General features: G+C 73.1%; 12 protein-coding genes. 3 read left to right on the forward strand and 9 right to left on the reverse strand.

Features of this window, described 5'->3' with window-relative positions:
• Positions 1-8: 8 nt before the first annotated feature.
• The gene (locus JJQ90_RS21020; RefSeq protein WP_216878236.1) at positions 9-5,159 is read right to left on the reverse strand and encodes a two-partner secretion domain-containing protein; all 5,151 of its coding nucleotides are present in this window, start codon (positions 5,157-5,159) and stop codon (positions 9-11) included.
• A gap of 168 nt (positions 5,160-5,327) precedes the next feature.
• On the opposite strand from JJQ90_RS21020, the gene JJQ90_RS21025 reads away from it, so the two are divergent.
• The gene (locus tag JJQ90_RS21025; protein WP_216878237.1) at positions 5,328-5,999 is read left to right on the forward strand and encodes a nitroreductase; all 672 of its coding nucleotides are present in this window, start codon (positions 5,328-5,330) and stop codon (positions 5,997-5,999) included.
• A complete protein-coding gene (locus JJQ90_RS21030) occupies positions 5,996-7,252 on the forward strand; it encodes an MFS transporter (protein WP_329959491.1) in 1,257 nt (418 codons plus the stop codon). The genes JJQ90_RS21025 and JJQ90_RS21030 overlap by 4 nt, the downstream gene beginning before the upstream one ends.
• Here JJQ90_RS21030 and JJQ90_RS21035 read toward each other — a convergent pair.
• A complete protein-coding gene (locus JJQ90_RS21035) occupies positions 7,231-9,672 on the reverse strand; it encodes a pyrroloquinoline quinone-dependent dehydrogenase (protein WP_216878238.1) in 2,442 nt (813 codons plus the stop codon). The genes JJQ90_RS21030 and JJQ90_RS21035 overlap by 22 nt on opposite strands.
• A gap of 97 nt (positions 9,673-9,769) precedes the next feature.
• The gene (locus tag JJQ90_RS21040) at positions 9,770-10,321 is read right to left on the reverse strand and encodes a nucleotide exchange factor GrpE (protein ID WP_216878239.1); all 552 of its coding nucleotides are present in this window, start codon (positions 10,319-10,321) and stop codon (positions 9,770-9,772) included.
• A gap of 115 nt (positions 10,322-10,436) precedes the next feature.
• Between JJQ90_RS21040 and murJ the strand changes: the two genes are divergently transcribed.
• The gene (gene murJ / locus JJQ90_RS21045; protein WP_216878240.1) at positions 10,437-11,972 is read left to right on the forward strand and encodes a murein biosynthesis integral membrane protein MurJ; all 1,536 of its coding nucleotides are present in this window, start codon (positions 10,437-10,439) and stop codon (positions 11,970-11,972) included.
• Here murJ and JJQ90_RS21050 read toward each other — a convergent pair.
• The 6 genes from JJQ90_RS21050 to addB form a co-directional block, all read right to left on the reverse strand.
• Positions 11,969-14,239 carry a heavy metal translocating P-type ATPase gene (locus JJQ90_RS21050; protein ID WP_216878241.1) on the reverse strand — a complete coding sequence of 757 codons (2,271 nt, stop codon included), beginning with the start codon at positions 14,237-14,239 and terminating at the stop codon, positions 11,969-11,971. The two genes, murJ and JJQ90_RS21050, sit on opposite strands and share 4 nt — an antisense overlap.
• 91 nt (positions 14,240-14,330) lie before the next feature.
• The gene (locus JJQ90_RS21055) at positions 14,331-15,923 is read right to left on the reverse strand and encodes an ABC transporter substrate-binding protein (RefSeq protein ID WP_216878242.1); all 1,593 of its coding nucleotides are present in this window, start codon (positions 15,921-15,923) and stop codon (positions 14,331-14,333) included.
• 129 nt (positions 15,924-16,052) lie between these two features.
• Positions 16,053-17,105: a PQQ-dependent sugar dehydrogenase gene (locus JJQ90_RS21060; RefSeq protein WP_329959492.1), complete on the reverse strand. Its 1,053-nt coding sequence runs from the start codon at positions 17,103-17,105 to the stop codon at positions 16,053-16,055.
• Between the two features lie 112 nt (positions 17,106-17,217).
• Positions 17,218-17,547 carry a thioredoxin TrxA gene (gene trxA, locus JJQ90_RS21065; protein ID WP_216878244.1) on the reverse strand — a complete coding sequence of 110 codons (330 nt, stop codon included), beginning with the start codon at positions 17,545-17,547 and terminating at the stop codon, positions 17,218-17,220.
• 104 nt (positions 17,548-17,651) lie between these two features.
• Positions 17,652-21,128, reverse strand: coding sequence for a double-strand break repair helicase AddA (gene addA, locus JJQ90_RS21070; RefSeq protein ID WP_216878245.1), 3,477 nt, complete (start codon positions 21,126-21,128; stop codon positions 17,652-17,654).
• Positions 21,125-24,172: a double-strand break repair protein AddB gene (gene addB, locus JJQ90_RS21075; RefSeq protein WP_216878246.1), complete on the reverse strand. Its 3,048-nt coding sequence runs from the start codon at positions 24,170-24,172 to the stop codon at positions 21,125-21,127. The genes addA and addB overlap by 4 nt, the downstream gene beginning before the upstream one ends.
• Positions 24,173-24,178: the final 6 nt, after the last annotated feature.

The raw sequence follows: 24,178 nt of genomic DNA on the forward strand, positions 1-24,178 counted from the left end.
GCCGGCGGCTACTCCTCCTCCTCATCCTCCCGCCGTTGCGGCAGCAACAGGCTGGGCACGCCACGGCGCAGATCCCATTCCACCAGTCGGGGCGCCGCATCCGCCGCCGGCAAGGCGAGGCCGAGCGCCACCAGGACCGGCGGCGTCACCACCGGCGGTTCGACCGGGATTTCCACCACGGGCGGCTCGACCACGGGCGGCGTGACGACCGGCGGATCGACCGGCAGTTCCGGCTGCACCGGCGGCGCGCCGGAGCAGAAGGCGGAGCCCATGACGCAGCTGTTGAACTGGTAGCTGTTGCCCGAGGCCGGCACCGAGACAAGCTGCGCCGCCGCCTCGCCCCCCACCCCGCCGAGCACGCCGAGGATGAAGGCGGAACCGCCCTGGGCCAGCAGGCCGAGCCGCCCGGCCTCCAATGTGCCCAGCGCCGAACCGCCGTCGAGCAGCAGGAAAACGGGCGCCGTCCCGGCATTCAGGTCGAACACCGCCGAGCCACCCGCCGCCGCCTGCACCGGGCCGAAGCTGGCGAGCTGCGTTGCCTGCTGCGCCGGGGCCAGGCCCGGCTGGTCGGGTTGCAGCCCGGCGGGGATCGCCGCCAGACCATTGGCCCGGCTGTCCAGCAGCAGCAGCGGCAGTTGCGCCGCATCGCGCGCCACCAGCCGGCTGGCGCTGCCGGCGGTGAAGCCCTGGGGGCTGGCCAGCAGGACGGCGCGATCAGCCTCCAGCACCGCGCCATCCAGCCGCAGCGGCCCGGCGGCGCGCAGCACCACATCGCTGCCGCTGGCGGTGCCGCCCAGGGTCATCGCGCTCTCGGCCAGCACGCCGACCGTGCCGGCGGCGCTGACGGCGCGCAGCAAAGGCAGGTTGTTGCCGCCGCCTTCCAGCATGACGGAGCCGGCGGCGGACAGGCTCAGCCCCGCCGCGCCGATCTGGAGGCCGGCGCCGCTCGCCGCCTGGGTGATGTCACCTTCCCGCGCCGCCAGCGTCGCGGTGCCGGCGCGCAGCGGGGCGGCGAGGTGCAGCGTGGTGGCGGAGAGGTCGAGCACCCCGGCGACATCCAGCGCCTCCTCCAGCGCCAGGGCGCCGGCGCTGGCCAGGCGCAGCGCGCCCACCTGCCCACCGAGGCGCTCCACCGCGTGGCTGTTGGAAAAATCCACCGCGCCCGGCGTGTCCATCCGCAGCAGCCCGGCCGAGAGGGTGATGCCCGGGCTGTCCAGGATGCCCGCCCCGGCCCGCAGATACAGGGTATTGGCGGTCAGGTCGCCGGTCAGGCGCAGCGGCGCGCTGCCTTCCTGCGCCAGGGCGAAGGCCCCCGCCGCCGCGCCCTGGCCGAGGGCGGCCACCTGGTTGCCCTGCCCATCCAGCAGCACCTGCCCGTTCAGCGCCCGGGCGGAGAGCAGGCTGGCGGACAGGCCCGCGCCGCGCAGCGTCTGGGTGATGTCCCCCGCCGTCGCCTCCAACTGCGCCGTGCCGGCCGAGACCGGGGCGAGGATATCGAGGTTGCTGGCCGAGAGGGTCAGCGCCCCCGGCGCGGCCAGGGCGGCGGTGACCTGAAGGGGTCCCTCCACCGCCAGGGCCAGGCTGCCCGCCTGCCCACCCACCGCGCTGATGCTGTGCCGCCCCACCGCATCCAGCCGCACCGGCCCATTCGTCTCCAGCATCAGGGCCGCGCCGCGCAGCGATCCGCCGCCGAGGTCCGACAGCCCGCTTTCGGTGCGGAAGGCGAGGCTCGGCGCCGCGACCGGCCCGGCCAGGGCCAGGGCGAAGATCCCCTCCTGCGCCAGGGCGAAATCGCCTGCCGCGCCGCTGGCGCCCACTGCGCCCAGCCTGTTGCCCGTGCCCCAGAGCGAGACATTGCCGAAGACCGATCGCGCCTGGACCAGCGGCGCGGTGATGCCGGCGCCTGTCGCCGCCTGGGTCAGGCTGTCGACGGCCAGCAGGGAGACGGGGCTGCCGGCGGTGATCGGCGCCTCCAGCGCCATGGCGCCGCCGGTCACCAGCCGGATTTCACCGCCCGCCGTCAGCGCCGCGATGCGGGGCAGCAGGTTGCCGGCATTCTCCAGGACGATGGCGCCGCCGCCGGCCTGCACGGTCAGCAGCCCGGCCGAGAGGCTGCCGCCGCCGGTCTGGCTGAGGCCGAGCGGGGTGGCGAACCAGGCCTCGCCCCCGGTCGTCACCGGCCCGGTCAGGGCCAGGGCGCCATCGGTGGCCAGGGCCAGACCCAGCGGCGCGGTGACGCTGCCGAGGCTGGCGATGGCATTGGCGGTGGCGCGCAGCTCCGCCCGCTCACCGAGGTCGAGCGTCAGCAGCCCCGTGCGCAGCCCGGCGCTGGCGGCGGGGTCCTGGGTCAGGCTGCCGGCCAGGCGCAGGGCGACCTCGGCGGCCGAAAGCCCCGCCGCCGCATCCAGCACGGCATCGCCGCTGCCGGCGAAGAGGAGCTGCCCACCGGCCTGCCCACCGATCTGGCTGGCCCGGTTGCCCGCGCCCTCCAGCAGCACGGAACCGCCCGGTGCCTCGGCCAGCAGCGCCCCGGTGGTCAGGGCGGCCGCCTGGGTGATGTCGCCGGCGCTGGCGCGCAGCGTGGCGCTGCCGGCACCGACCGTGGCGTCCAGGGCGAGCGAGGCCGCTTCGAGCACCAGCGCCCCGCCCACCGCCAGCGCGCCCTCCACCCGCAGCGATCCCGGAGCGGCCAGCCGGAAATCCCCGGCGGCGCCACCGGCCCCGAGCCGGGTGAAGCTGTGCCCCGGCCCCTCCACAAGGAGGCTGCCGCCCTGCAACGCCAGGACATCGGTGACCAGCGCGCTGCCGGCCCCGGCCAGCAGCGCACCGCCCGCCGTCAGGCGGATGGAAGGCGCGGTGACGCTGCCCTCCACCGTCAGCCCGCCACTGGTGGCCAGCGCCAGCGCCCCATCGCTGCGCAGCGTGCCGAGGCTGGTGATGGCGTTCTGGGGGTCGGTCAGGGTCACGGGGCCGGTGGCGTCGAGGTCCAGCCGCAACGTGGTCAGCCGGCCGCCCTGGTCCTGGGCGATGGCGCCGGCGACGTTCAGCGTCACCTCCGGCGCCGCCAGCGCGGAAGCGATCAGCAGGTCGCCCTGGCTGGCGACATGCAGCCTGTCGCCGACACGGCCGTTGATCTCCGCGATGCCGTTCAGCGGGGCGTCCAGCAGGGCGGACCCATCCAGCACCTGCAGGTTCAGGCTTTCGGCGATGATCCGGGAACTGGCCGCCTGGGTCAGGTCGCCGCCCTGGATATCCAGCAGCAGCGGCCCGGCATTGACGCCGCCCACCACCTGCATTCCCTGGCCGTTCAGCAGCGACAGGCCGCGCGGCACGAAGGCGTCGCCGAGCTGGGCGATGCGGTTGCCCGCGCCCTGCAGCGTCACCGCGCCCAGCGCCGAATCCAGCCGCAGCACCCCGGCCGAGACGCCGGCCCCCGTCGGCTGCTGCGTCACCCCGCGCAGCGCGATCAGGTCCAGCGTGCCGCTGGCGGTGATGGGGGCGAAGAGCCCGATGGTCTGCAGGGTGTCGATGGTGATGTCGGCCGCCGTCAGCGCGCCATCCACCGTCATGGCCAGCCGGGTGGTCAGGTCGAAGCGCGTCGCGGCGCTGCCGCCGGCGATGGCGCGGATGCTGTTATTGGCCTGGTTCAGCCGCACCAGCCCTCCGCTGGAATGCGCCTCCAGCGTGCCGACATTCAGCGCTCCGGTACTGCTCTGGGTGATGTCCCCGGCCGAGCGCAGCACCAGATCGCCGGCGACCGTCAGGCCGCGCAGGATCTGGATGCCCTCGCCGGGCGCGGCGGTGGCATTCGTGGTCTCCAGCGTCAAAGGGCCGAAGGGCTTGTTGACGGCCGTCTCCACCCGGATGGTCCGTTCCGCCTGGAGCGTCAGGCTGCCGGTGACGGCGGCGATGGCATCGGCGGTGATCTCGGCCGGTTCCGTGGCGCCGCTGAGGCTGGCGACGATGCGCAGCGTCTCCGGGTCCACCAGCACCTGGCCGCCCTCGCCGGCCTGCATCACGCCATCCAGCGCCAGCGCGCCGCGGGAGGAGACCTCGATGGCGCCGCCCTCGGCGCGGATGGTGCCGCGCATCTCGCTGCGCTCGGCGGCGTGGATGATGACGGTGCCGCCGGGCGCCTCGATCTCCGCGCCGCGTTCCACCAGGGTGCGGGCGGCAAGGCGGCGGGGCTGGCCGAGGCGGCTTTCGGCCCCGGCCCCGATGGTCACCTGCCCGCCGGGCGCGGCGCGCAGCCGGGCGGTGCCCGCCACCTGCACGGTGCCGCTGGCCGTCGCCTCGATGGCCTGGGCGGCGAGCGCGCCGTCGATTCGCACCCCGCCGCCTTCCGCCCGCAGCGCCACCTGACGGGCGCTGGTGCTGCCGCCGGATTGCACCAGGGTTTCCAGCACGCCGGAGACGGCGGCGGCGGTCAGCAGGACCGAGCCGCCCTCCGCCTCGATCGTGCCGGTCTGGGTGACCAGGGCGGTGGCGCCATTGGGGGCGCTGCGCACCTGCTGCGTCACATCCAGCGACAGCAGCCCATCCCCGGCCAGGTCGAGGGCAAAGGCCTCCCCACCCGCCAGGGCGACGCGGCCGAGCCGGGCCTGGATGGTGCCGGAATTGGCCACCTGCGGGCCGACCAGCGCCGCCAGTCCGCGATCCGCCACGGTGATGCGGCCGCGATTCTCCACCCGGGCGCCAGGGCGGGGGGAGGGGCGGTCGAAGGTCATCCGCCCGTCCATGAAGGCGCGGTTGGCGGTATCGGCCGTGGTGGCGATCAGCGCGCCGACATCCACCTGCGCGCCCTGGTGGAACAGCACGCCATTGGGGTTCACCAGCGCCACGCCGCCATTGCTGGTGACCCGCCCGGCGATGGCGGAGGGGTCGGGGCCGGTGACCCGGTTCAGCGACCAGCTTGTCGCGGCCGGCTGGCGGATATCGACCTGATGGTTCGTGCCGACGTTGAAGGACTGCCATTCCAGAACGGCGCGGTCCGTCGTCTGCTGCACCTGGGTGCGCCCGGTGGTCTGGCTGATGCTCGCCTGGCCGGCGACCACCGCGCCGCCCTGGGGGCGGGCATCGGGGGCCTGGGCGGCGGCGAAGCCGGGCAGGGTCAGGCCCGGCATGGCGAAGACGGCGGTCAGCAGGGAGGTGCGGCGCATGGCGCGCATCCTGCTTCATCAACCCTTTGGTGAGGAAGATGAATAATTTACCCACAATCGTCTAAAAATTACCCACGCGTGAACGGGTTGCGCGACTCCGACCACCGCCGCAGGATGAACAAGGGGATAACGCCACCACCTGCGGTACGAGGAAGGACAGAACCTCACATGGATGTGTTCGAGGCCCTGGCCAGCCGCCGCTCCATCCGCGGCTTCCGGCCAGACCCGGTGCCGCGCGCCACGCTGGAACGGCTGCTGGAAGCCGCCGCCCGCGCCCCCTCCGGCTCCAATATCCAGCCCTGGCATGTGCGGGTGACGCAGGGGGCGGAGCAGGCGCGGCTGACGGCGGAGGTGCGCGCGGCGCATCTGGCCGGCGCGATGGTGCCCCGGGAATACCACTACTATCCGCGGCAGTGGCGCGAACCCTATCAGGCACGGCGCCGCGCCTGCGGCTTCGGACTTTATGAATTGGCGGGGGTGGCGCGCGGCGACAAGGCGGCGGGGCAGGCGCAGCGGTTGCGGAACTTCGACTTCTTCGACGCCCCGGTCGGCCTGTTCTTCACCATCGACCGGGACATGGAACAGGGATCCTGGCTGGATTACGGCATGTTCCTGCAATCCATCATGCTGGCGGCGCGCGGGCTGGGGCTGGACACCTGCCCGCAGGCCGCCTGGTGCGACCACCATGACATCGTCCGCCGGGTGCTCGGCCTGCGTGACGACCAGATGCTGGTCTGCGGCATGTCGCTGGGCGTCGCGGACCCCGATGTCGCGGTGAACCGCCTGGTGACGGAGCGCGCGCCGCTGGCCGACTTCGTCACCTTCGGAACCGAGGCGTGACACCAGCCGAGTCGCCGGACCCGGCGGAGGCGCTGATCGACAGCCGCCAGGCCTGGATCCGCCTGGCGGCGATCGTAGGCCTGGCGACGCTGGGCGGCGCCGGCATGTGGACCGTGGTGGTGGCACTGCCATATGTGCAGGCGGAATTCGGGGCGACGCGGGCCGAGGCCTCGCTGCCCTATACCCTGACCATGATCGGCTTCGCCGGCGGCGGCATCCTGATGGGCCGTCTGGCGGACCGCTTCGGCATCATGGTGCCGGTGCTGTTCGGCACGGTGATGCTCTCCGCCGGCTATGTGCTCGCCTCGATGGCCGGCAGCCTGACGGCCTTCGCCCTGGCGCAGGGGGTGCTGATCGGCGGGCTGGGATCCTCGGCCGCCTTTGGGCCACTGATGGCCGACGCCTCGCTGTGGTTCCGGCGAAGGCGCGGCATCGCCGTGGCGCTGGCGGCGTCCGGCAACTACCTGGCCGGCACGGTCTGGCCGCCGATCCTCCAGGCGCTGATCGTGGCGCAGGGCTGGAGGACGGCGCATCTGCTGGTGGGGCTCGCGCTGCTGGTCACCATGCTGCCCCTGTCCCTGCTGCTGCGCATCCGCGCGCCGATGCCGCGCATCGCGCCGCGCGCGGCGGGGGCGCCGCCGCCGGCCGATGCACGGCCGCTCGGGCTGCGGCCGAATGTGCTGACGGCGCTGCTCTGCATCGCCGGGGTGGGCTGCTGCGTCGCCATGGCGATGCCGCAGGTACATATCGTCGCCTATTGCGGCGACCTCGGCTACGGCGTGGCGCGGGGGACGGAGATGCTGTCCCTGATGCTGGCCTGCGGCATCGTCTCCCGCATCGCATCGGGCTTCATCGCCGACCGGATCGGCGGGCTGGCGACGCTGCTGCTGGGGTCGCTGCTGCAGGCGGTGGCGCTGGCCTTCTACCTGTTCTTCGACAGCCTGGTGTCGCTGTACCTGATCTCCGCCCTGTTCGGCCTGTTCCAGGGCGGCATCGTGCCGAGCTACGCGGTGGTGGTGCGGGAGTATTTCCCGGCCCGCCAGGCCGGCACGCGGGTCGGCATCGTGCTGATGGCGACCCTGCTCGGCATGGCGCTGGGTGGCTGGCTATCCGGCCTCGTCTTCGACTGGACCGGCAGCTACGCCATGGCCTTCCTGAACGGCATCGCCTGGAATGCGATGAACCTTACGATCATGGCCTGGCTGCTGCTGCGGCGAGGCCGGCTGCATCCCTACCGCTCCGCCAGCGCATAGACCACCAGGTGGTCGCCCGTCGTCGTTTCCAGCCGGGAATGGCCGGTGGCGACCATGGCCACATACTGCCGTCCCTCATGCACATAGGTCATCGGCGAAGCCTGGCCGCCCGCCGGCAGCCGCGCGGTCCAGAGCAGGCGGCCCGTCTCGGTCTGGAAGGCGCGCAGATAATTGTCCTGCGCGGCGGCGATGAAGGTCAGGCCGCTGGCGGTCAGTAGCGGGCCGCCGATGTTCGGCGTTCCGACCTGGATACGCAGGCGCAGCGGCGTCCCGAGCGGCCCGGTGTCGAAGGCCGTGCCCAGCGGCCGCGACCACAACAACTCACCGGAGGCGAGATCGGTCGCCGCCAGATAGCCCCAGGGCGGCGCGATGCAGGGCATGTCGAGCGGCGAGAACCAGATCGGCCGCTTGACGCCGTAGGGGGTGTTGGCCTGCGGTGCCACCTCCTGGTCCGGCCGCGCCCCGCCATCGCCCACGGCGACGTCGGTGACCTCGGCGCGGGGCACCATCACCACATGGTTCGGCAGCCGGCTGTGGTTGGTGATGGCGATCAGCCGGCCGTTGTCCACGCCGACGCCGCCCCAGTTGATGCCGCCGATGGTGCCGGGGAACAGCAGCATGCCGTGTTCGCCGGCGACCGGCGGCGTGTAGATGCCCTCATAGCGCATCTGGTGGAACTGGATGCGGCACCAGGCGGCATCCAGCGGCGAGATGCCGAAGGTGTGGCGCGCATCGATCCGCTCCGGCTCCGGGCCCGGATGGGCGGCGAAATTCGGGTAGAAGGTGGATTGCGGCTGGGTTGGCGACAGGCGCTCGGCACTCAAGGTCGCGCCCTGCGGCGCGGGGCGCTGCTCGATCGGGCGCAGCGCCTCCCCGGTCGCGGCGTCGAACAGGAACAGCGATCCGGTCTTGGTGCCGAGCAGCACGGCGCGGCGCAACTGCCCTTCGATCGGGATGTCGAGCACCGTGGGCTGCGCGCCGATGTCGTAGTCCCACAGGTCGTGCTGGACCGTGGCGTAGGACCAGCGGGTGGCGCCGGTTGCCAGCTCCACCGCGACGATGGCGGAGGTGAAGCGGTCCTCCGCCTCGGTGCGGTCGCCGCCCCAATGGTCGGCGCCGGAATTGCCGGTGCCGAGGAATACCAGGCCGAGCGATTCATCGGCCGAGATCACATTCCACACATTCGGCGTGCCGCGCGGATAGATCTCGCCCGGCGCCAGCGGGGCCTGCGCATCGGGGCGATGCGCGTCCCAGGCCCAGGCCAGCGCGCCGCTGCGCGCGTCATAGGCGCGCACGACGCCGGAGGGGGAATCGCGCCGCTGATTGTCGCTGACCTGCTGGCCGATGATGATGAAATCGCCGACCACCGCGGGGCCGGAGGTGTTGGAGGCGAAGCCCGGATCGCGCAGCCCCATCCCCTCCGTCAGATCGACGACACCGGCGGTGCCGAAGCCCTCGCAGGGCTGCCCCAGCCGCGCATCCAGCGCGATCAGCCGGCCATCCGCCGTGGCGGCGAAGATGCGCTCGCTGCAGGCGGCCTCGCCCGGCGCGCCGTGATGGCCGACGGCGCGGCAGGCGACGCTGAACAGCGATTCCATGGCGCCGGCCGGGGTGGCGGGGTCGTAGTGCCAGCGCTGCTCCCCGGTGGCGGGGTCCAGGGCGAAGACCTGGGCGCTGCTGGAGCAGAAATACAGCGAGTCGCCGACCTTCAGCGGCGTGTTCTGGGAGGAATAGAAAACGCGGTCATTCGGCGCGGTATCGCCGGAACGGTGGCTCCAGGCTTCCTGCAACTGGTGCACATTGGCCGGGGTGATCTGCGCGGCCGGGGAGTAGTGGCGGCCGAGATTCGACCCGGCATAGGCGCGCCAGTTTTCCGCCGTGTTGGTGACCTCCGCCGTATTGGCAGGCAGGGGCGTGCGAACGGCCGTCCGGGCCGGGTCCTCCGGTCGTTCCCACAGCAGGGCGACCAGCCCGCCGACCAGCAGGAGGCAGATCGCCAGGGCGCCGCCCACGGCCCTGCGCGCCCAATGACCTGGCCGGTGCCGCGCCATGGCGGAGGCTGCGAGCACTGCCGCCAGCAACACCAGCACCAGGGCCACGCGGCTGGCGAAATCGATGATCCAGCTTGGCATCCAGCCCTTGCCGGCGATTTCCGCCACCGCCCAGCCGATGGCGATGACCGCCGCGAGGCCGGCCCCCCATGCCTCGGCCCGGCCGGAGGCGCGGAAGCCGAGCCAGGCGGCAACCAGCAGCAGCAGGCCGCAGACCAGATGCATGGGCGTGCCACCCAGGGTCAGCAGCCAGCCGCCCAGGACAGCCTGGCCGAGGCCGAGCAGCCCCAGCAGCAGCAGCAGCCCGCGATGCAGATAGAACCAGCCGCGCGACGGCGGCGCCGTCGCTACCCGATCCGACTGTTCCATGGCTGATCCCCGCGCGTTACGTCAAATTCACACGCGGGCAACGCCACAATCCGGACTTGGTTGCGGAGGGTCCTACTTCATCGACGACAGGATCAGCCTATTTGCCCGCAACCACCACCATGGCCGGCTTCAGCAGGCGGCCATGCAGGGTCCAGGCGGGCGTCCAGGCCTGGATCACGGTACCGGGCTCCATGCCCTCCGGCGCCGGCTGCTCCGCCATCGCCTGGTGCAGTTCCGGGTCGAAGGGCTGGCCCTGGGCGTCGAGCTTCGCCACGCCATGGCGTTCCAGCATGGTGACGAAGGCGCGCTCCACACCCTCGAAGCCGCCGCGCATCTTGCCGATCAGTTCCGGCTCGTCCTCGGTGGCGGGGGGCAGGCTGTCCAGGCCACGGCGGAGGTTCTCGGCGGTCTCGACCACGTCGCGGGCGAATTTCTGCACGGCATAGAGCCGCGAATCCTCGATCTCGCGCTTGGTGCGGCTGCGGAGGTTCTGCATCTCGGCCTCGGCCCGCAGCCACTTCTCCCGCATCTGGCCCAGCTCCGCCTCCAGCGCGGCGATGCGCTCGGCATCGCTTTGCGGCGGCGCGGCCTCGGTGGCGGCTTCGGCCGGGGTCTCGGCGGGGGTTGGCGTGTCCTGGGTATCGCTCATGGATCGACTGTCTGACTCGCGCGAAGTGGGTCGGAATCGCTGGCCCTTCACCTAGGCGCCCGGTGGCGGCGGGGCAAGCACTTGCACCGGCCCTGTTCCGGCCTACACAGGCCGGATGCTACGCAGCGTCTTCACCGTCGGCGGCTGGACCATGGCGAGCCGCATCCTCGGCTTCGCCCGGGACATGCTGATCGCGTCGCGCCTCGGCGCCGGGCCGGTGGCCGATGCCTTCTTCATCGCCCTCAAGCTGCCCAACCTGTTCCGGCGGCTGTTCGGGGAGGGGGCCTTCAATGCCGCCTTCGTGCCCGCCTTCGCCGGCAGCTTCGCGCTGGACGGGCCGGCCAGGGCGCGGGCGCTGGCCAATTCGCTGGCCGGGCTGATGTCGATCTGGCTGGCCTTCCTGGTGATCCTCGGCATGGTCTTCATGCCGCAATTGCTGTTTGTGCTGGCGCCGGGCTTTTCGGGGGAAAGGCTGGATCTCGCGGTGGAGATGACGCGGATCACCTTCCCCTACCTGCTGTTCATCTGCCTGGCCGCGCTGGTTTCCGGCGTGCTGAACGGCATGAACCGCTTCGGCGCGGCGGCGGCCACGCCGGTGCTGTTCAACGTCACGGCGATGGCGGCCCTGCTCGGCCTGACGCCTTTCGTGGCGACGCCGGGCCATGCCCTGTCCTGGGGTGTCGTGGCATCGGGCGTGCTGCAGCTCGGCCTGCTGCTGGTGGCGGTGCGGCAGGCGGGGATGGCGATCAATCCGCTGTCGCGGCCGGTGCTGACGCCGGATGTGCGGGCGGTGCTGCGGCGGATGGTGCCGGGGCTGTTCGGCGCGGGGGTGACGCAGTTGAACCTCGCCATCGACGTGGTGCTCGCCTCCCTGCTGCCGGCCGGGGCTGTCAGCTACCTGTATTATGCCGACCGGGTGGCGCAATTGCCGCTCGGCGTCATCGGCGCGGCGGTGGGCACGGCGCTGCTGCCGCTGCTGGCGCGGCAGCTCCGCACCGGCAAGGCGCTGGCGGCGCATCGCAGCCAGAACCGCGCCATCGAACTGTCCCTGGCCTTCGCCCTGCCGGCGGCGCTGGCCATCGCCGTCACCGCCACGCCGATCATCATGGCCCTGTTCGAGCGCGGCCGGTTCGATGCCGCGGCCACTGCGGCCACTGCCGGGGCGCTGGTGGCCGGCGCCATCGGCCTGCCGGCCTTCGTGCTGGTGAAGGCGCTGACGCCCGGCTTCTTCGCGCGGGGCGATACGGCGACACCGGTGAAGGTGGGGCTGGTGGTGGTGGTGCTGAACCTCGCGCTGAATCTGGCGCTGATCCCCTTCCTGGCCCATGTCGGCATCGCGCTGGCCACCTCCATCGCCGCCTGGGTGAATGTGGCGATCCTGGCGGTGCTGCTGACCCGGCGGCGGCAATTGCTGCTGGACCGGCGGCTGCGCCGGCGGGCGCCGCGGCTGCTGGCGGCGGGGGTGGTCATGGGCGTGGTCCTGTGGGCGATGGCCGCCGTGCTGTTCCCGCTGGATGGCACGCTGCCGCGTTTCCTGGCGCTGGCGGCGCTGATCGCCGCTGGGCTCGTCACCTATTTCGGCAGCGCCCAGCTTCTGGGGGGGATGGACCTGCGGGAGGCGGCGCGGATGCTGCGCCGCCGTCAGGCCTAGCGCCCCGACTTCTCCGGCGCATCCAGCCCCGCCAGCACCTCCTCCTCCACCGCCAGGTGCAGGCGCAGCAGCGCCTCCAGCGCGAAGAGGGTCCGGCGCAGCTCCGCCTCCCCCGCCGCCACCCCCGCCGTCGCGGCGTGGCGCAGCAGGGTGGCGAGGCGCTCGGCCAGGGTCTCGATCTCGGCATGCATGCGGATCAGCGGCGCCATCGGGTCCTGGCCGCCGAGCAGCCGCGCGGCTTCAGGATACAGGGTCTGTTCCTCCGCCCGCTGATGCGGCAGCAATTCGGCGCGCAGCCGGGCTTCCAGCGCCGCGAGCACGGGCAGGTCGGGCCTGGTCGCGGCGGCGCCCAGCGCCTCCGCCAACTGGCGCAGCCCGGCATGTTCGCCATGCCGCGCCACCAGACCGGCGGCTTCCGGCAGGACGGCCGGCGCCGCATCCTCCCGTCCCGGGCGCAGGGCGGTCAGGGCATAGAGAATCGCGGCGACGTCGATCGCCTCCTGCACCAGGGCGCCGGCCAAAGGCGGCAGCAGCCCGGCGGCGGCGAAGCCCATGGCGAGGCCGGACAGCGCCATGCCGAGCCAGATGGCGCGCAGCGCGATGGCCCGCGACCGGCGGGCGATCGCCACCGCCTCCGCCACCCGGTCGACGCGGTCCACCAGCAGCACCACATCGCCGGCCTCCGCCGCCGCCGCGGTGCCGGCGGCGCCCATGGCGATGCCGACATCGGCCGCGGCGAGGGCCGGCGCGTCATTCACGCCATCGCCGACCATGGCGGTGGGCGCCGCGCCCACTTCCGCGCGGATGGCGGCGAGCTTCTGTTCCGGCGACTGCTCCGCCAGCACCGCATCCAGCCGCAGCGCCCGGCCGATCGGCGCCACCGCGGCCTCCCGGTCCCCGCTCAGTAGGACGATGCGGGTGATGCCCAGGGCGCGCAGCCGGCGCACCGCGCGCGGCGCATCCTGGCGCAGCCCATCGGCCATGACGAAGGCCGCCGCCATGCGGCCTTCCACCGCCAGCCAGGCGACCGAGCCCGCCGCCGCCGCGACCTCCGCGGTCAGGCCGAAGCCCGGCTGTGGGGCGATACCCTGGTCGCGCAGGAACCCCTCCGAGCCCAGCAGCAGCGCCTGGCCCTCCACCTGGCCGGACAGGCCGCCGCCCGCCACCTCCTCCACCCGGTCCGGCACCGGCAGCACCAGTCCGCGCGCGGCGGCGGCGGCGACCAGGGCGGCGGAGACCGGATGGGTGGAGCCCTGGGCCAGCGCCGCCGCCAGCCGCAGCCCGGCCTCCCGCCCCAGCGCCGGATCGGCATCCATCGCGGCGAGGCGCGGCTGGCCGGGCGTCAGTGTGCCGGTCTTGTCGAAGACCACCGTGCGCAGCCGCGCCAGCCTCTCCAGCGCGCCGCCGCCCTTCACCACGATGCCGCGCCGCGCCGCCCGGCCGATGCCGGCCATCAGCGCCACCGGTGCGGCCAGGATCAGCGGGCAAGGCGTCGCCACCACCAGCACCGCCACCGCCCGCAGCGGATCGCCCGAAAACATCCAGGCGCCGCCGGCCAGCAGCGCCGTGGCGGCGGTGAAGCCCAGCGCCCAGCGATCCGCCAGCCGGGCCAGCGGCGCGCGCGCCTCCGCCGCCTGCCGGGTCAGGCGGATGATGGCGGCATAGGTGCTGGCTTCGGCGGATTGCCCGGCCCGCATGCGGAAGGCGGCGCCGGCATTCACCGCGCCGCTGCGCAAAGCGGCGCCGGGGGCGAGGGAGACGGGCAGCGCCTCCCCGGTCAGGGCGCTTTCATCGAGGGTGGCGGCATCACCCTCCAGCCGCCCATCGGCCGGAATCTGGGCGCCGGGGCGGATCAGCAGAAGGTCGCCGGGGCGGATCTCGGCGACGGGCACCTCCGCCACCGCCTCCCCCTCCAGCCGCAGGGCCAGGCGGGGCGCGCGGGCCATCAGGCTGGTCAGGGCATCCCGCGCCCGGCCCTGCGCCCATTCCTCCAGCGCCTCGCCACCCGCCACCATCAGCGCGATGACGGCGGCCGCGGCCGCTTCCCCCACGGCCAGCGCGCCGAGCATGGCCGCCAGCGCCACCACATCCACGCCGAGCCGCCCGCCCAGCAGCGCCCGTGCCAGGTTCAGCGCGACATGCAGGGCGACCGGCAGGCAGGTGAGGCCGAAGGCCCAGGGCGCCAGGTCGCCCCGCCCGGCCAGCAGCAGCCCGGCGCCCACCGACAGCCCGGCCATAGCCCAGATCAGCAACAGATGTCGGCGCATGGGCTGGCTTGTCCTCGGTCAGGATGGCTGGCGAGGGCCATCCTGCGCCATTTCCGCCGGCCCTGGCTTGCGCCGGATCAAGCCGTGCCGTTCAGCGCGCCGGCTTCTCGATGTTCCAGATCACCGGGAAGCCGAAATCGATCACGCCGCGCAGCTCGCTGCGCCAGACCGCCGGGCTGCGGAACTGGCCGGCGATGGGGAAGGTGGCGGCCTCGAAGGACAGTTTCTGCAACTGCCCGGCCAGCTCCCGCCGCCGCGCCGGGTCGCTCTCCGCCTCGAACTGCTGCAGCACCGGGGACATCGCCGCGTCGCAATAGCCCCAGGGCTGGTTGTCGGTGCAGTTGAAGCCGACGCCCATGTTGGACAGCGGATTGGCCAGGTCGAAGCCGGTATAGACCACCGGCACGATGTTCCAGCCGCCCTGGTCCAGCGGCTGGCGCTGCACCCAGCGCTGCGCGATGGAGGCCCAGTCGCTGGCCTGGACATCCAGGTTGAAGCCGGCCCGCTTCAGCCGGTCGATCATCACCAGCCCATAGGGGTTCAGCAGCGGGCTGTCCGCCGGGTGCAGCAGCACCACGCGCTGGTTGGTGTAGCCGGCCTGCTGCAACAGGGCCTTGGCGCGATCGAGGCTGGGCTGGGCGATCAGCTCGCTGCCATTGGTGCTGGAATAGGGCGCGCCGCACATGAACAGGCTGGCGCAATCCGGCTGGCCCAGGCCCTCGCCGAAGCCCGCGCCCGCCAGCACCTCCGTCCGGTCCAGCGCCTGCTGCACGGCGCGGCGCACCAGCACATTGTCGAAGGGCGGCAGGTAGTGGTTGAGGCTGGCGCAATACATCAGCGTCGCCTGGCCGCCGGCCTCGGCGATCTTCATCGCGCGATTGCTGCGCAGCCGTGGCAGGTAGTCGACCGGGGCGTATTCCAGATAGTCCACCTCCCCGGTCTGGAGCGCCGCGACGCGCAGGCCGGGGTCGGCCATGGTGCCCATCTCGACATGGTCGAGCTTCGCCACCTTGCCGCCGGCCAGCCCATCGGCCGGTTCGTCGCGCGGCACGTAGCGCGGGTTGCGGATGAAGCTCGCACGCTCCCCGGGTATCCAGCCGGCGCGCTGGAAGATGAAGGGGCCGGAACCCATGATCTCCGGCACCTGCTGCGACGGTGGCGTGCCATTGGCGATGCGGGCCGGCATGATGAAGGGCACATGCACGGAAGGCTTTCCGAGCGCCTCCAGCACGCCGCCAAAGGGCTTTGCCAGTTTCAGCACGAAGTGCCGCGCATCGGTCGCGGTGAGGCTTTCGGTGGAGGCCATCAGGCGGCGGCCGATGGAATCGCGACCACCCCAGCGCTTGAGCGAGGCGACGCAATCCTCCGCCGTCACCGGACTGCCGTCATGGAAGGCGAGGCCGGGGCGCAGCGCGAAGGTCCAGGTCAGGCGATCCGCGCTGACCTCCCAGCCCTGCAGCATCTGCGGCTTGTAGTCGCCCCGGCTGTCCATCGAGACCAGCGTGTCGAAGACAAGGTACGCGAAATTCCGGGTGACGAAGCTGGGGCTGGAGATCGGGTCGAGGTTCTGAAGCCCGACATTGACGATGAAGCGGAAGGGCGCCGCCTGCGCCCGGGCGCGGGGGGTTGTGCCGAGGAGGGTGATGCCGGCGCCCGCCAGCGCCAGTCGCCTGGTGATCTGCATGCACGGCTCTCCTCGGTTCGGCGGAGCCCCGGGATGCTCAGGCCGGGGTTGCTTCGATGCTCTCAACGAAGCATACGCGCCCGGCGTCTGTGGTGAAGACCATGAATACAGCTGATATGCGCGGCGCGGTCAGCCCGGCGCCAGCCGCAGGATGCGACCGCGCGCCTCATCGGTCAGGACCAGAACGGCGCCATCCTGTGCCACCAGCACATCCCGCATGCGGATGCGGCGGTCGAACAGCAGCCGTTCCTCTCCGGTGATCCGGTCGCCATCGGTGGTCAGCCGCACCAGGCCCGGCTGGTTCAGCGCGGCGACGAACAGGCTGCGCCGCCATTCGGGGAAGGCCGCCGCATCATAGAAGGCGATGCCGGAGGGGCTGATGACCGGGGTCCAGACCCGGATCGGGTCCTCCATCCCCGGCGCCGAGGTTCGGTCGCTGATGCCGGTGCCACTGTAGTTCACGCCATGCGTCACCAACGGCCAGCCGTAGTTGCGTCCGGCACGGATGATGTTCGCCTCATCCCCGCCGCGCGGGCCGTGTTCCAGCGACCACAGGCTGCCGGTCCAGGGGTTGAAGGCCAGGCCCTGGGGATGCCGGTGGCCATAGGTGAAGACCTCCGCCCGCGCGCCGGCGCGATTGACAAAGGGGTTGTCCGGCTGGGGGCGGCCCTCGCGGTCCACCCGCAGCACCTTGCCCGCCAGGTCGTCCAGCCGCTGCGCCCGCATGCGGTCCACATTGCGGTCACCGGTGGACAGATACAGCCGCCCATCCGGGCCGAAGGCGATGCGGCAGCCGTAATGCTGGCGGCCGGAGGATTGCGCCGGCGTCGCATCCAGGATCGGCGTCACCGCCTCCAGCCCTTGCTCACCCAGCCGGGCACGCACCAGCCGGGTCAGGGCGCCGCCCTGCACCAGCATGGCCTGGCAGAGGAAGATTTCGCGGCTGGTCTCGAAATCCGGGCCGAGTTCCACGTCGAGCAACCCGCCCTGGCTCGCGGCCTCCACCTCCGGCACCCCCGGCAGGGGCGGGGACAGGCTGCCGTCGCGGCCGACGATGCGCAGCCGGCCGGGGCGTTCCGTCACCAGCAGCCGCCCATCCGGCAGTAGCGCGGCGCCCCAGGGGCGTTCCAGGCCGGTGGCGAAGGTGGTCAGGCGGAAGCTGGCGTGCTCCGAACGAACCACTTCACCCTCCTGCGCCCAGGCGGACAGGGGGAGAAGGGCGGCGAAAGCGAGGGGGAGGAGACGGTGGATCATGACGCCGATGTAAGGCGTTCGCGGCCCACCGCCAGCCCGATCACGCCAGCTTGGTGGCGACCCAGTCCTTCAGCGCGCTGCGCGGCAGGGCGCCGACCTTGGTGTCCACCGGCTTGCCATCCTTGAACAGGATCATGGTGGGGATGCCGCGCACCGAATAATCGTTCGGCGTCATCGGGTTGTCGTCGATGTTGACCTTCGCGATGGTCAGCTTGCCGGCATATTCCTGGGCGATCTCGTCCAGGATCGGGGCCACCATGCGGCAGGGGCCGCACCATTCGGCCCAGAAATCGACCAGGACGGGGCCGGAGGCTTCCAGCACGTCCTGCTTGAAGCTGTCATCGGTGACAGCCTTGGTGAATTCGCTCATCGGGAGTCTCCGGGCGCCTCGCGGGGGGCTGGCGCTTTGAAGGCAAGATCGTGGCGGGGAGGGGCCGGGTCAAGCAAGGGCCATGTTGCGCTGGGCGCAGGCCGTCATGCGCCCGGCGCATGCTGGTCCAGAAGCCCCTTTGGCAGTTGCATGAGGCGTGCCCCGAAAGTCCAGACCAGGGCGCATTCCACCGGCCGATCGGGGAAGGCCTGGGCCAAAACGGCGCGGTAGGCGGCCATCTGGCGCAGATACAGCGCGGGCACCTGCGCGGCCTCCGCCGGCGGTGGGCGGTTGGTCTTGTAGTCCAGCACCAGCACGCGACCGGGCGTCACCAGCAGCCGGTCCACCTGGCCGCTGACCAGCCGGTCACCCACCCGCCCGGCGATCGGCGCCTCCGCCAGGGCATCGGGGCCGAAGGCCTCGGCGAATTCCGGCGCGGACAGCAGCGCCATCACCTCTGCGAGCGTCGCCGCCTGCTCCTCCGCTGCCAGCCCCTGGCCGCGCCGGGCGAGAAAGCCGCGGGCCGCCGCTTCCCGCTCGGCGGCTGGGCGGTCGGGCAGGTGCTGCAACAGGGCATGCACCAGCCGGCCGCGGCGGAAACGCTGGCCCGTGGGGTCGGCGACGCCATGCGGCGCGGCGGCGGGACCCTCGGCATTCTCCCCGGGCACGGCGGAGGGGGCGAGCGCATCCACCACCACCTCCAGCGGCGCCGGGCGGCGGGCCCATTCGGGCAGGTCGGCGGCGGCGGGCGGCGGCGCGTCGCGCCCATCCGGCCGGGGCGGCGCCTCCTGCGGCGTTTCCGCCCGGCGCAGCGTGGTGCCGGCAAAACCGCAATCGGCCGGGGCGCCGAAATCGCCCAGAGGCAGTTCGGCCGCGTCGAGCCGCCCGAAACCCTGGGCGATGAGGTCGTACCAGCAGCCTTCCGGCAGGTCGCGGGTCTTGGGGCGGCGGCGCTGCCAGCCACAGACCAGCAGCCGGTCCTCCGCCCGGGTCAAGGCGACATAGAGCAGCCGGTGTTCCTCCGCCGCCCGCGCCGCCTTTTCCTCCGCCAGCAAGGCGGTGAAGGCGGGGGCGTGGTGGTCCTTGTTGGGCGCCCAGAGGGGCAGGGGCGGCGAGGCCTCCGATTCCACCCACCGCACCTCCGTGCTGTCGCGGCCGCTGCCCACCGTGTCCGGCAGGATCACCACCGGGGCCTGCAGGCCCTTGGCGCCATGCACGGTCATGATCCGCACGGCGTCGCCGGCCGCTTCCTGTTCCCGCTTCACCACCGCCCCGCCGCGCCGCAGCCATTCGACGAAGCCCTGCAGGCTGGGTGGGTGGCGGCTGCCATGGTCCAGCGCGGCGTTCAGGAATTCATCCACCGGATCCGCCGCATCCGGCCCCAGCCGCGCCAGCAGTTTTTGGCGGCCGCGATGCTCGCCCAGGATTTCGGCGAAGAGCGCATGCGGGGTGATGACATCGGCGCGGGACATCAGGCCGGCGAGGAAATCGGCCGCCCGGCCCTCCGGCGTCGCCTGCCCGCGCGCCATCGCGAACTGCCGCCAAAGACTGCCCTCCCGGCCCGCCGCAAGTGCCAAAAGTTGGTCGTCATCCAGCCCGACCAGGGGTGATTTCAGCGCCGCCGCCAGCTGCAAATCATCCTCCGGCAGCAACAGCGCATCCGCCAGCGCGAGCAGATCCTGCACGGCGATCTGCTCGACCAGCCGGATGCGGTCGGTGCCGCCCACCTTCACGCCGCGCTCCTTCAACGCCCGTACCAGCCGCGGCAGCAACCCGCCGGAACGCTTGCGGACCAGCACCAGGATATCGCCGGCCTGCATCGGCCGTCCCCGGCTGGGCAGCATTTCGCCATCCCGCAGCCAGGTGGCGATGCGGGCGGCGATCGCCTCCGCCAGTTGCGCATCGGCGCCGGTCGCGGCGGCGGGGGTCTCGGGGACCTCCCAGGGCGGCGGCGGCTCCGTCTCCGTGCCGTTCAGCACGGGCCAGAGCTCGACGCAGCCGGCCTGGCCGATGCGGTCGGGGCGGTGACGCAGCACCTCCCCCTCCCCCTCCGCCACCACACCTTCCCGCGCCGCGCCCTCGGCGAAGACGGCATCGACCAGGGCCAGCACCGGCGCGGTGGAGCGGAAGGAGACCTGAAGCTGCACGTCCCGCAGCTTCGCCCCGCGCGTCGCCAACCTTTCCGCAAAATGCCGCTTCCAGCGGCCGAAGCCGGCGGCGTCGGCGCCCTGGAAGCCATAGATGGACTGCTTCACGTCGCCCACCGCGAAGATGGTGCGCGGCGCCTCGCTGCGCCGTTCGGCGCCGTCGCCGGCGAAGAATTCCTCGGTCAGCGCGGCGGCGATGCCCCATTGCGCCGGGTTGCTGTCCTGCGCCTCGTCCAGCAGCACATGGTCCAGCCCGCCATCCAGCTTGAACAGCACCCAGGCGCTGCCCGGGTCGCGCAGCACCTGCCGCGCGGCGAGGATCAGGTCGTCGTAATCCATCAGCCCGCGTGCCTGCTTGCGGGCGCGATAGCCCTCCAGCACCGGGGCGCCGAGGCTGAGCAAAGCGCGGGTCGCCGCCAGCAGACGGCCCGCCCTGCGGCTGCCCTCCACGGCGGCGACACGTTCGCCCTCACGCCGCAGGATTTCGGCGCATTCGGCCTGGCGCGGGCCGACATCCTTGGTCGCCATGCGGGCGCGCGGCGTGCCTTCCAGCGTCAGCAGGCATTCCACCCAGTCGGACCAGCGGGCGGCGCGGGTGGCGGGGGGCAGCTCCAGCCAGGCCAGCAGCCGGTCGCCGCGCGCCCGGTCATTGGCGTTGCGGCTGCCCTGCAGCAGCCGGGCGGCGACCACCGCCTGTTCCTCCACCATCTGCGCCCCGGCGCTGACCAGCGCCTGTTCCTCCGCCCCCTCCGGCAGGCCGAGATGGCGGCCGATGGCGTCGCACAACGCGGGCAGGGAGCCGGCGCCGCGCAAGGCCGCGCCCAGCCTTTCCCGGTCCCGGTCCAGCGCGCCGACCAGACGCGCAAAAGCATCCGGCGGCACCAGGCTGGCCAGGGCCTCCAGCGCCGGGGCCTGGGCGGGGCTGGCCAGCACCGCCTCCCGCGCCTCCGCCAGCAAGGCGGCGGCATCGGCGTCCTCGACCACGCCGAATTGGGGGGCGAGGCCGGCTTCCAGCGGGAAGGCACGCAGCAGGGACTGGCAGAAGGCGTGGATGGTGCTGATGCGCATGCCGCCCGGCAGGTCCAGCACCCGCGCGAAGAGACCCCGCGCCGCATCCAGGTCGCGGCGGTCCGGCGCCCGGCCCAGAAGCCCGGCAAGCCGGGACGCCAGATCGGCTTCCGGCAGCACCGCCCAGGCGCCCAGGCTGCGCGCGAGGCGCTGCGCCATCTCGGCCGCCGCGGCCTTGGTGAAGGTCAGGCAGAGAATCGCCCCCGGCCGCGTGCCCGGCGCCAGCAGCAGCCGCAGCACGCGATCGGTCAGCACCTTGGTCTTGCCGGAGCCGGCCGAGGCCCCGACCCAGGCGGAAGCATTGGGGTCGGAGGCCGCTTCCTGGTCGCGCTCGGCTTCCTGGCGGGCGGTGAGAGTGAGGCTCATCCTTCCTCGGCCTCCGCATCCGCCCATTCCGCGATCCGCGACAGGTGGTCGTAGTCGCCCCCCCGCGCCGCGCGCCCCGGATGCGGCCTCGCCGGGAAGGCGGCGTCGCCCAGCAGGAAACGGTCGACCAGCCGGCCCAGGGATTCCAGCGCCTGCGCCGCCAGGGCCGTGACATCCTCCGGCTCCGACAGCATGCCCTTCACCTCCCCGGCCGTCTCGCCGCCCGAGAGCTTCCAGTAGGACAGCGCCCGGACCGTGGCGGCGGGCAGGCCGGTGAAGGCGCCGGCCTCGGCCAAAGCGGCTTCCAGCGGCAGTTGCGGGGCGCTGCCATCGGCCAGGTCGTCGGGCTTCGGCAGGGTGCCGGTCTTGTAGTCGAGGATCTGCAGGCTGCCGTCGCCCAGGCGGTCGATCCGGTCGGCCCGCGCCTTCAGCGCCACGCTGCCGCGCGGGCGCTTCAGCTCCAGCCGGCCTTCCACCTCCGTCCAGCTCCGGGCGATCTGGCCGTCGCGCCGCATCTCCGCCTCCAGCGTCACCACGAAGGCACCGATCCGGGCGAGGCGGGGGCGCCAGAAGGCGGCCAGCGAGGGGCGCGGCCCCTGGGCTGCGAGGGCGGCGGCCGCGGCCTCCCCCCATGCGGCCAGTGCCGCCTCCTCCCCCGGCCAGCCGCCGGGGGCGGCGCCGACGGCCTGGATGAAATGGGCGAGGGCGGCATGGACGATGATGCCGTAGTCCAGCGCGCCGACATCGGCATCCAGCGGGTCCAGCCGCCGCAGCCGCAGCACGCGGCGGGCATGGAAGGCGTAGGGGTCGGCCAGAAGGGTGGCGACCTCCGTCACCGAAATCTCCTTCGGCCGCAGGGCCAAGGCGGGCCGAGGCGCTGGCCGGCCGATCGGGGTGACACGCTCCGGCGTATCCAGCGCCGCCGCCAGCCGCGCCGCCACGCTGTCGGCCAGCGCCAGGCCCTGGCCGGCCAGAAAGGTCTCCAGCCGCGTCAGCCAGCGCGCCGGCACCGTCGGCGCCCCGCCGCGCCGCGCGGCGCGGGACAGCACGGCCTCCGGCGCCGCGCAGGCGAACAGGAAGAAGTCGGTGCAGACGCGGCCGATGCGGGCCTCGGGCTCCGGCAGGCCGAATTGCGCGCGCATCGGGCGGCTCATCCAGGGGCCGGGATCGGTGGCCAGCGGCCAGACCGTCTCGTCCAGCGCGCCGAGCACCAGCCGGTCGAAGGTCAGCAGCCGGGCTTCCAGCAGGCCGAGGATTTCGACGCGGGGATGCGCCGTCTCGTGTTTTCGGACCTGGTAGGTGGCGACGCCTTCCAGGCAGGCCTCGAACAGCGCCGGCCAGCGGGCCGGATCGACGGGCGGCAGATGCCGCAGGGCCGGGGCGAGGTCGGCCATGTGGCTGGCCAGCACCTCTCCCTCCTGCGCCGCGTAGAGCCGCAGCCCACCCGGCTCCTCCGGCGTGGAGGCCAGCGCCTCCGCCGCCGCCAGATGCGCGGCCAGCAGGTCGGCGGGCGGCCGGGCCGCCGCGTGGGACAGGGCGAAATCGCCGAGCGCGCCCGCCAAAGCCTCATGCAGCCGAAGCAGCAGCGGCTTGCGGTCGTCGTCGGGCAGGGCCTCGATGGCCTGCGAAAGCCCGTCCAACCCACCCAAGGGCCTTGGCCCCCGCAGCACGCGGCGTTCCAGCAGACGCACGGCGTCCAGAAAGGCCGCGCGCGGCATGCCCGCCGCCGCCAGCGGGTGCTTTGTCAGGGCCAGCAGGGGGACCGGCGCAAAATCCTCCGCCACGGTGCGCGCCAGCAGGCGCAGGAAGACGCCGGTGGGGGTCTGCGCCAAAGGCTGGCCGGCGCTGTCATCGGCGCGGATGCCGTGGCGCACCAGCTCCGCCGAGACGCGCCGCGCCAGGTCGCGATCCGGCGTCACCAGCGCGGCGCGGGCGCCGGGCGATTCCAGCGCCTCCCGCAGCAGCAGCGCGATGCCGGCGGCCTCCGCCTGGGCATCCGGCGCGGCGAGAATCTGCAATCCCGTGAGGCCGGGGGACCAGCGTGTGGGATCGGGGCGGGTCCAGTCGGCCATCCCCTCCGGCGGGCGCAGCGCCATGTCCAGCAGCCGGGGGCGCGCGGCGGGGATGGCGCCCGCCACCTCGGCACAGCCGGGCCAGGGGCGCACCTGCCGCGGCTCCGCCCCCATCGCATCCAACAGCCGCGCCTGGCTGGAAAAGGGGTGGGTGGGCGCGGCGCGGATGGCGTCCCACACCGCCGCCAGGCCGATGCGGTCCACGCCATGCAGCACCACCGCGCCCTGGTCGAGCCCGGCCAGCACCCGCATCAGCTCCACCGCCGCCGGGATGGTGCCGCCGACGCCGATGCCGGCCGCGATCACCGGATGTTCGGGCGGATGCTCCCGCCACGCCCTGGTCTGTTCGCGCAGGGCCAGCACCCGGCGCAGGCCGATATCCAGCAGCCCCGCCTCCTCCAGCCATCCGGCCCAGGTGGTGGCGACGCCGCGCAGGAAGGTGGTGGTGATCTGCCAATGGACGGCCTGGCTTTCCGGCACCAGGGATTCGAGGCGTGTCAGCCAGGTCTCGGCGAAGTCGGCGGGGCTGCCCTCGGCGAGCAGGTCGGTGTCCTTCTCCTCCAGCGCGATCTCGTCGAACAGCCGCGCCATTTCGGCGGCGAGGCCCCAGGCCTGTTCCGGCGTGGTCGGGCCGCCATGGCGTGGCGGCAGGCGCAGCACCAGGCTGGTCAGCACCGCCTGCCGCGTCAGCGCCGGCACGGCCGGCGGCAGGTCGAGCAGCGCCGGCAGCGCCAGCTCATCCGCATCCTCGGTCGAAAGCCCGGCCAGCGCCCGCATGCGCGGCAGCAACAGGGCGCGCCCGCCGGCCCGGGCGAGGAAGGCATCGCGCAACCCACGGGCGGAACGGCGCGTCGGCAGCAGGATGGTGGCGCGAGACAGCGCCTCCGCCGGCTGGTCGCGATGCTGCGCCAGGACCCCGGCCGCGAGGCAGTCCAGGAAGGGCAGCTCGGCGGGGATATCGAACAGATTCATGGTCCG

It is taken from the genome of Falsiroseomonas oleicola (assembly GCF_019029495.1).
Lineage (GTDB): Bacteria > Pseudomonadota > Alphaproteobacteria > Acetobacterales > Acetobacteraceae > Falsiroseomonas > Falsiroseomonas oleicola.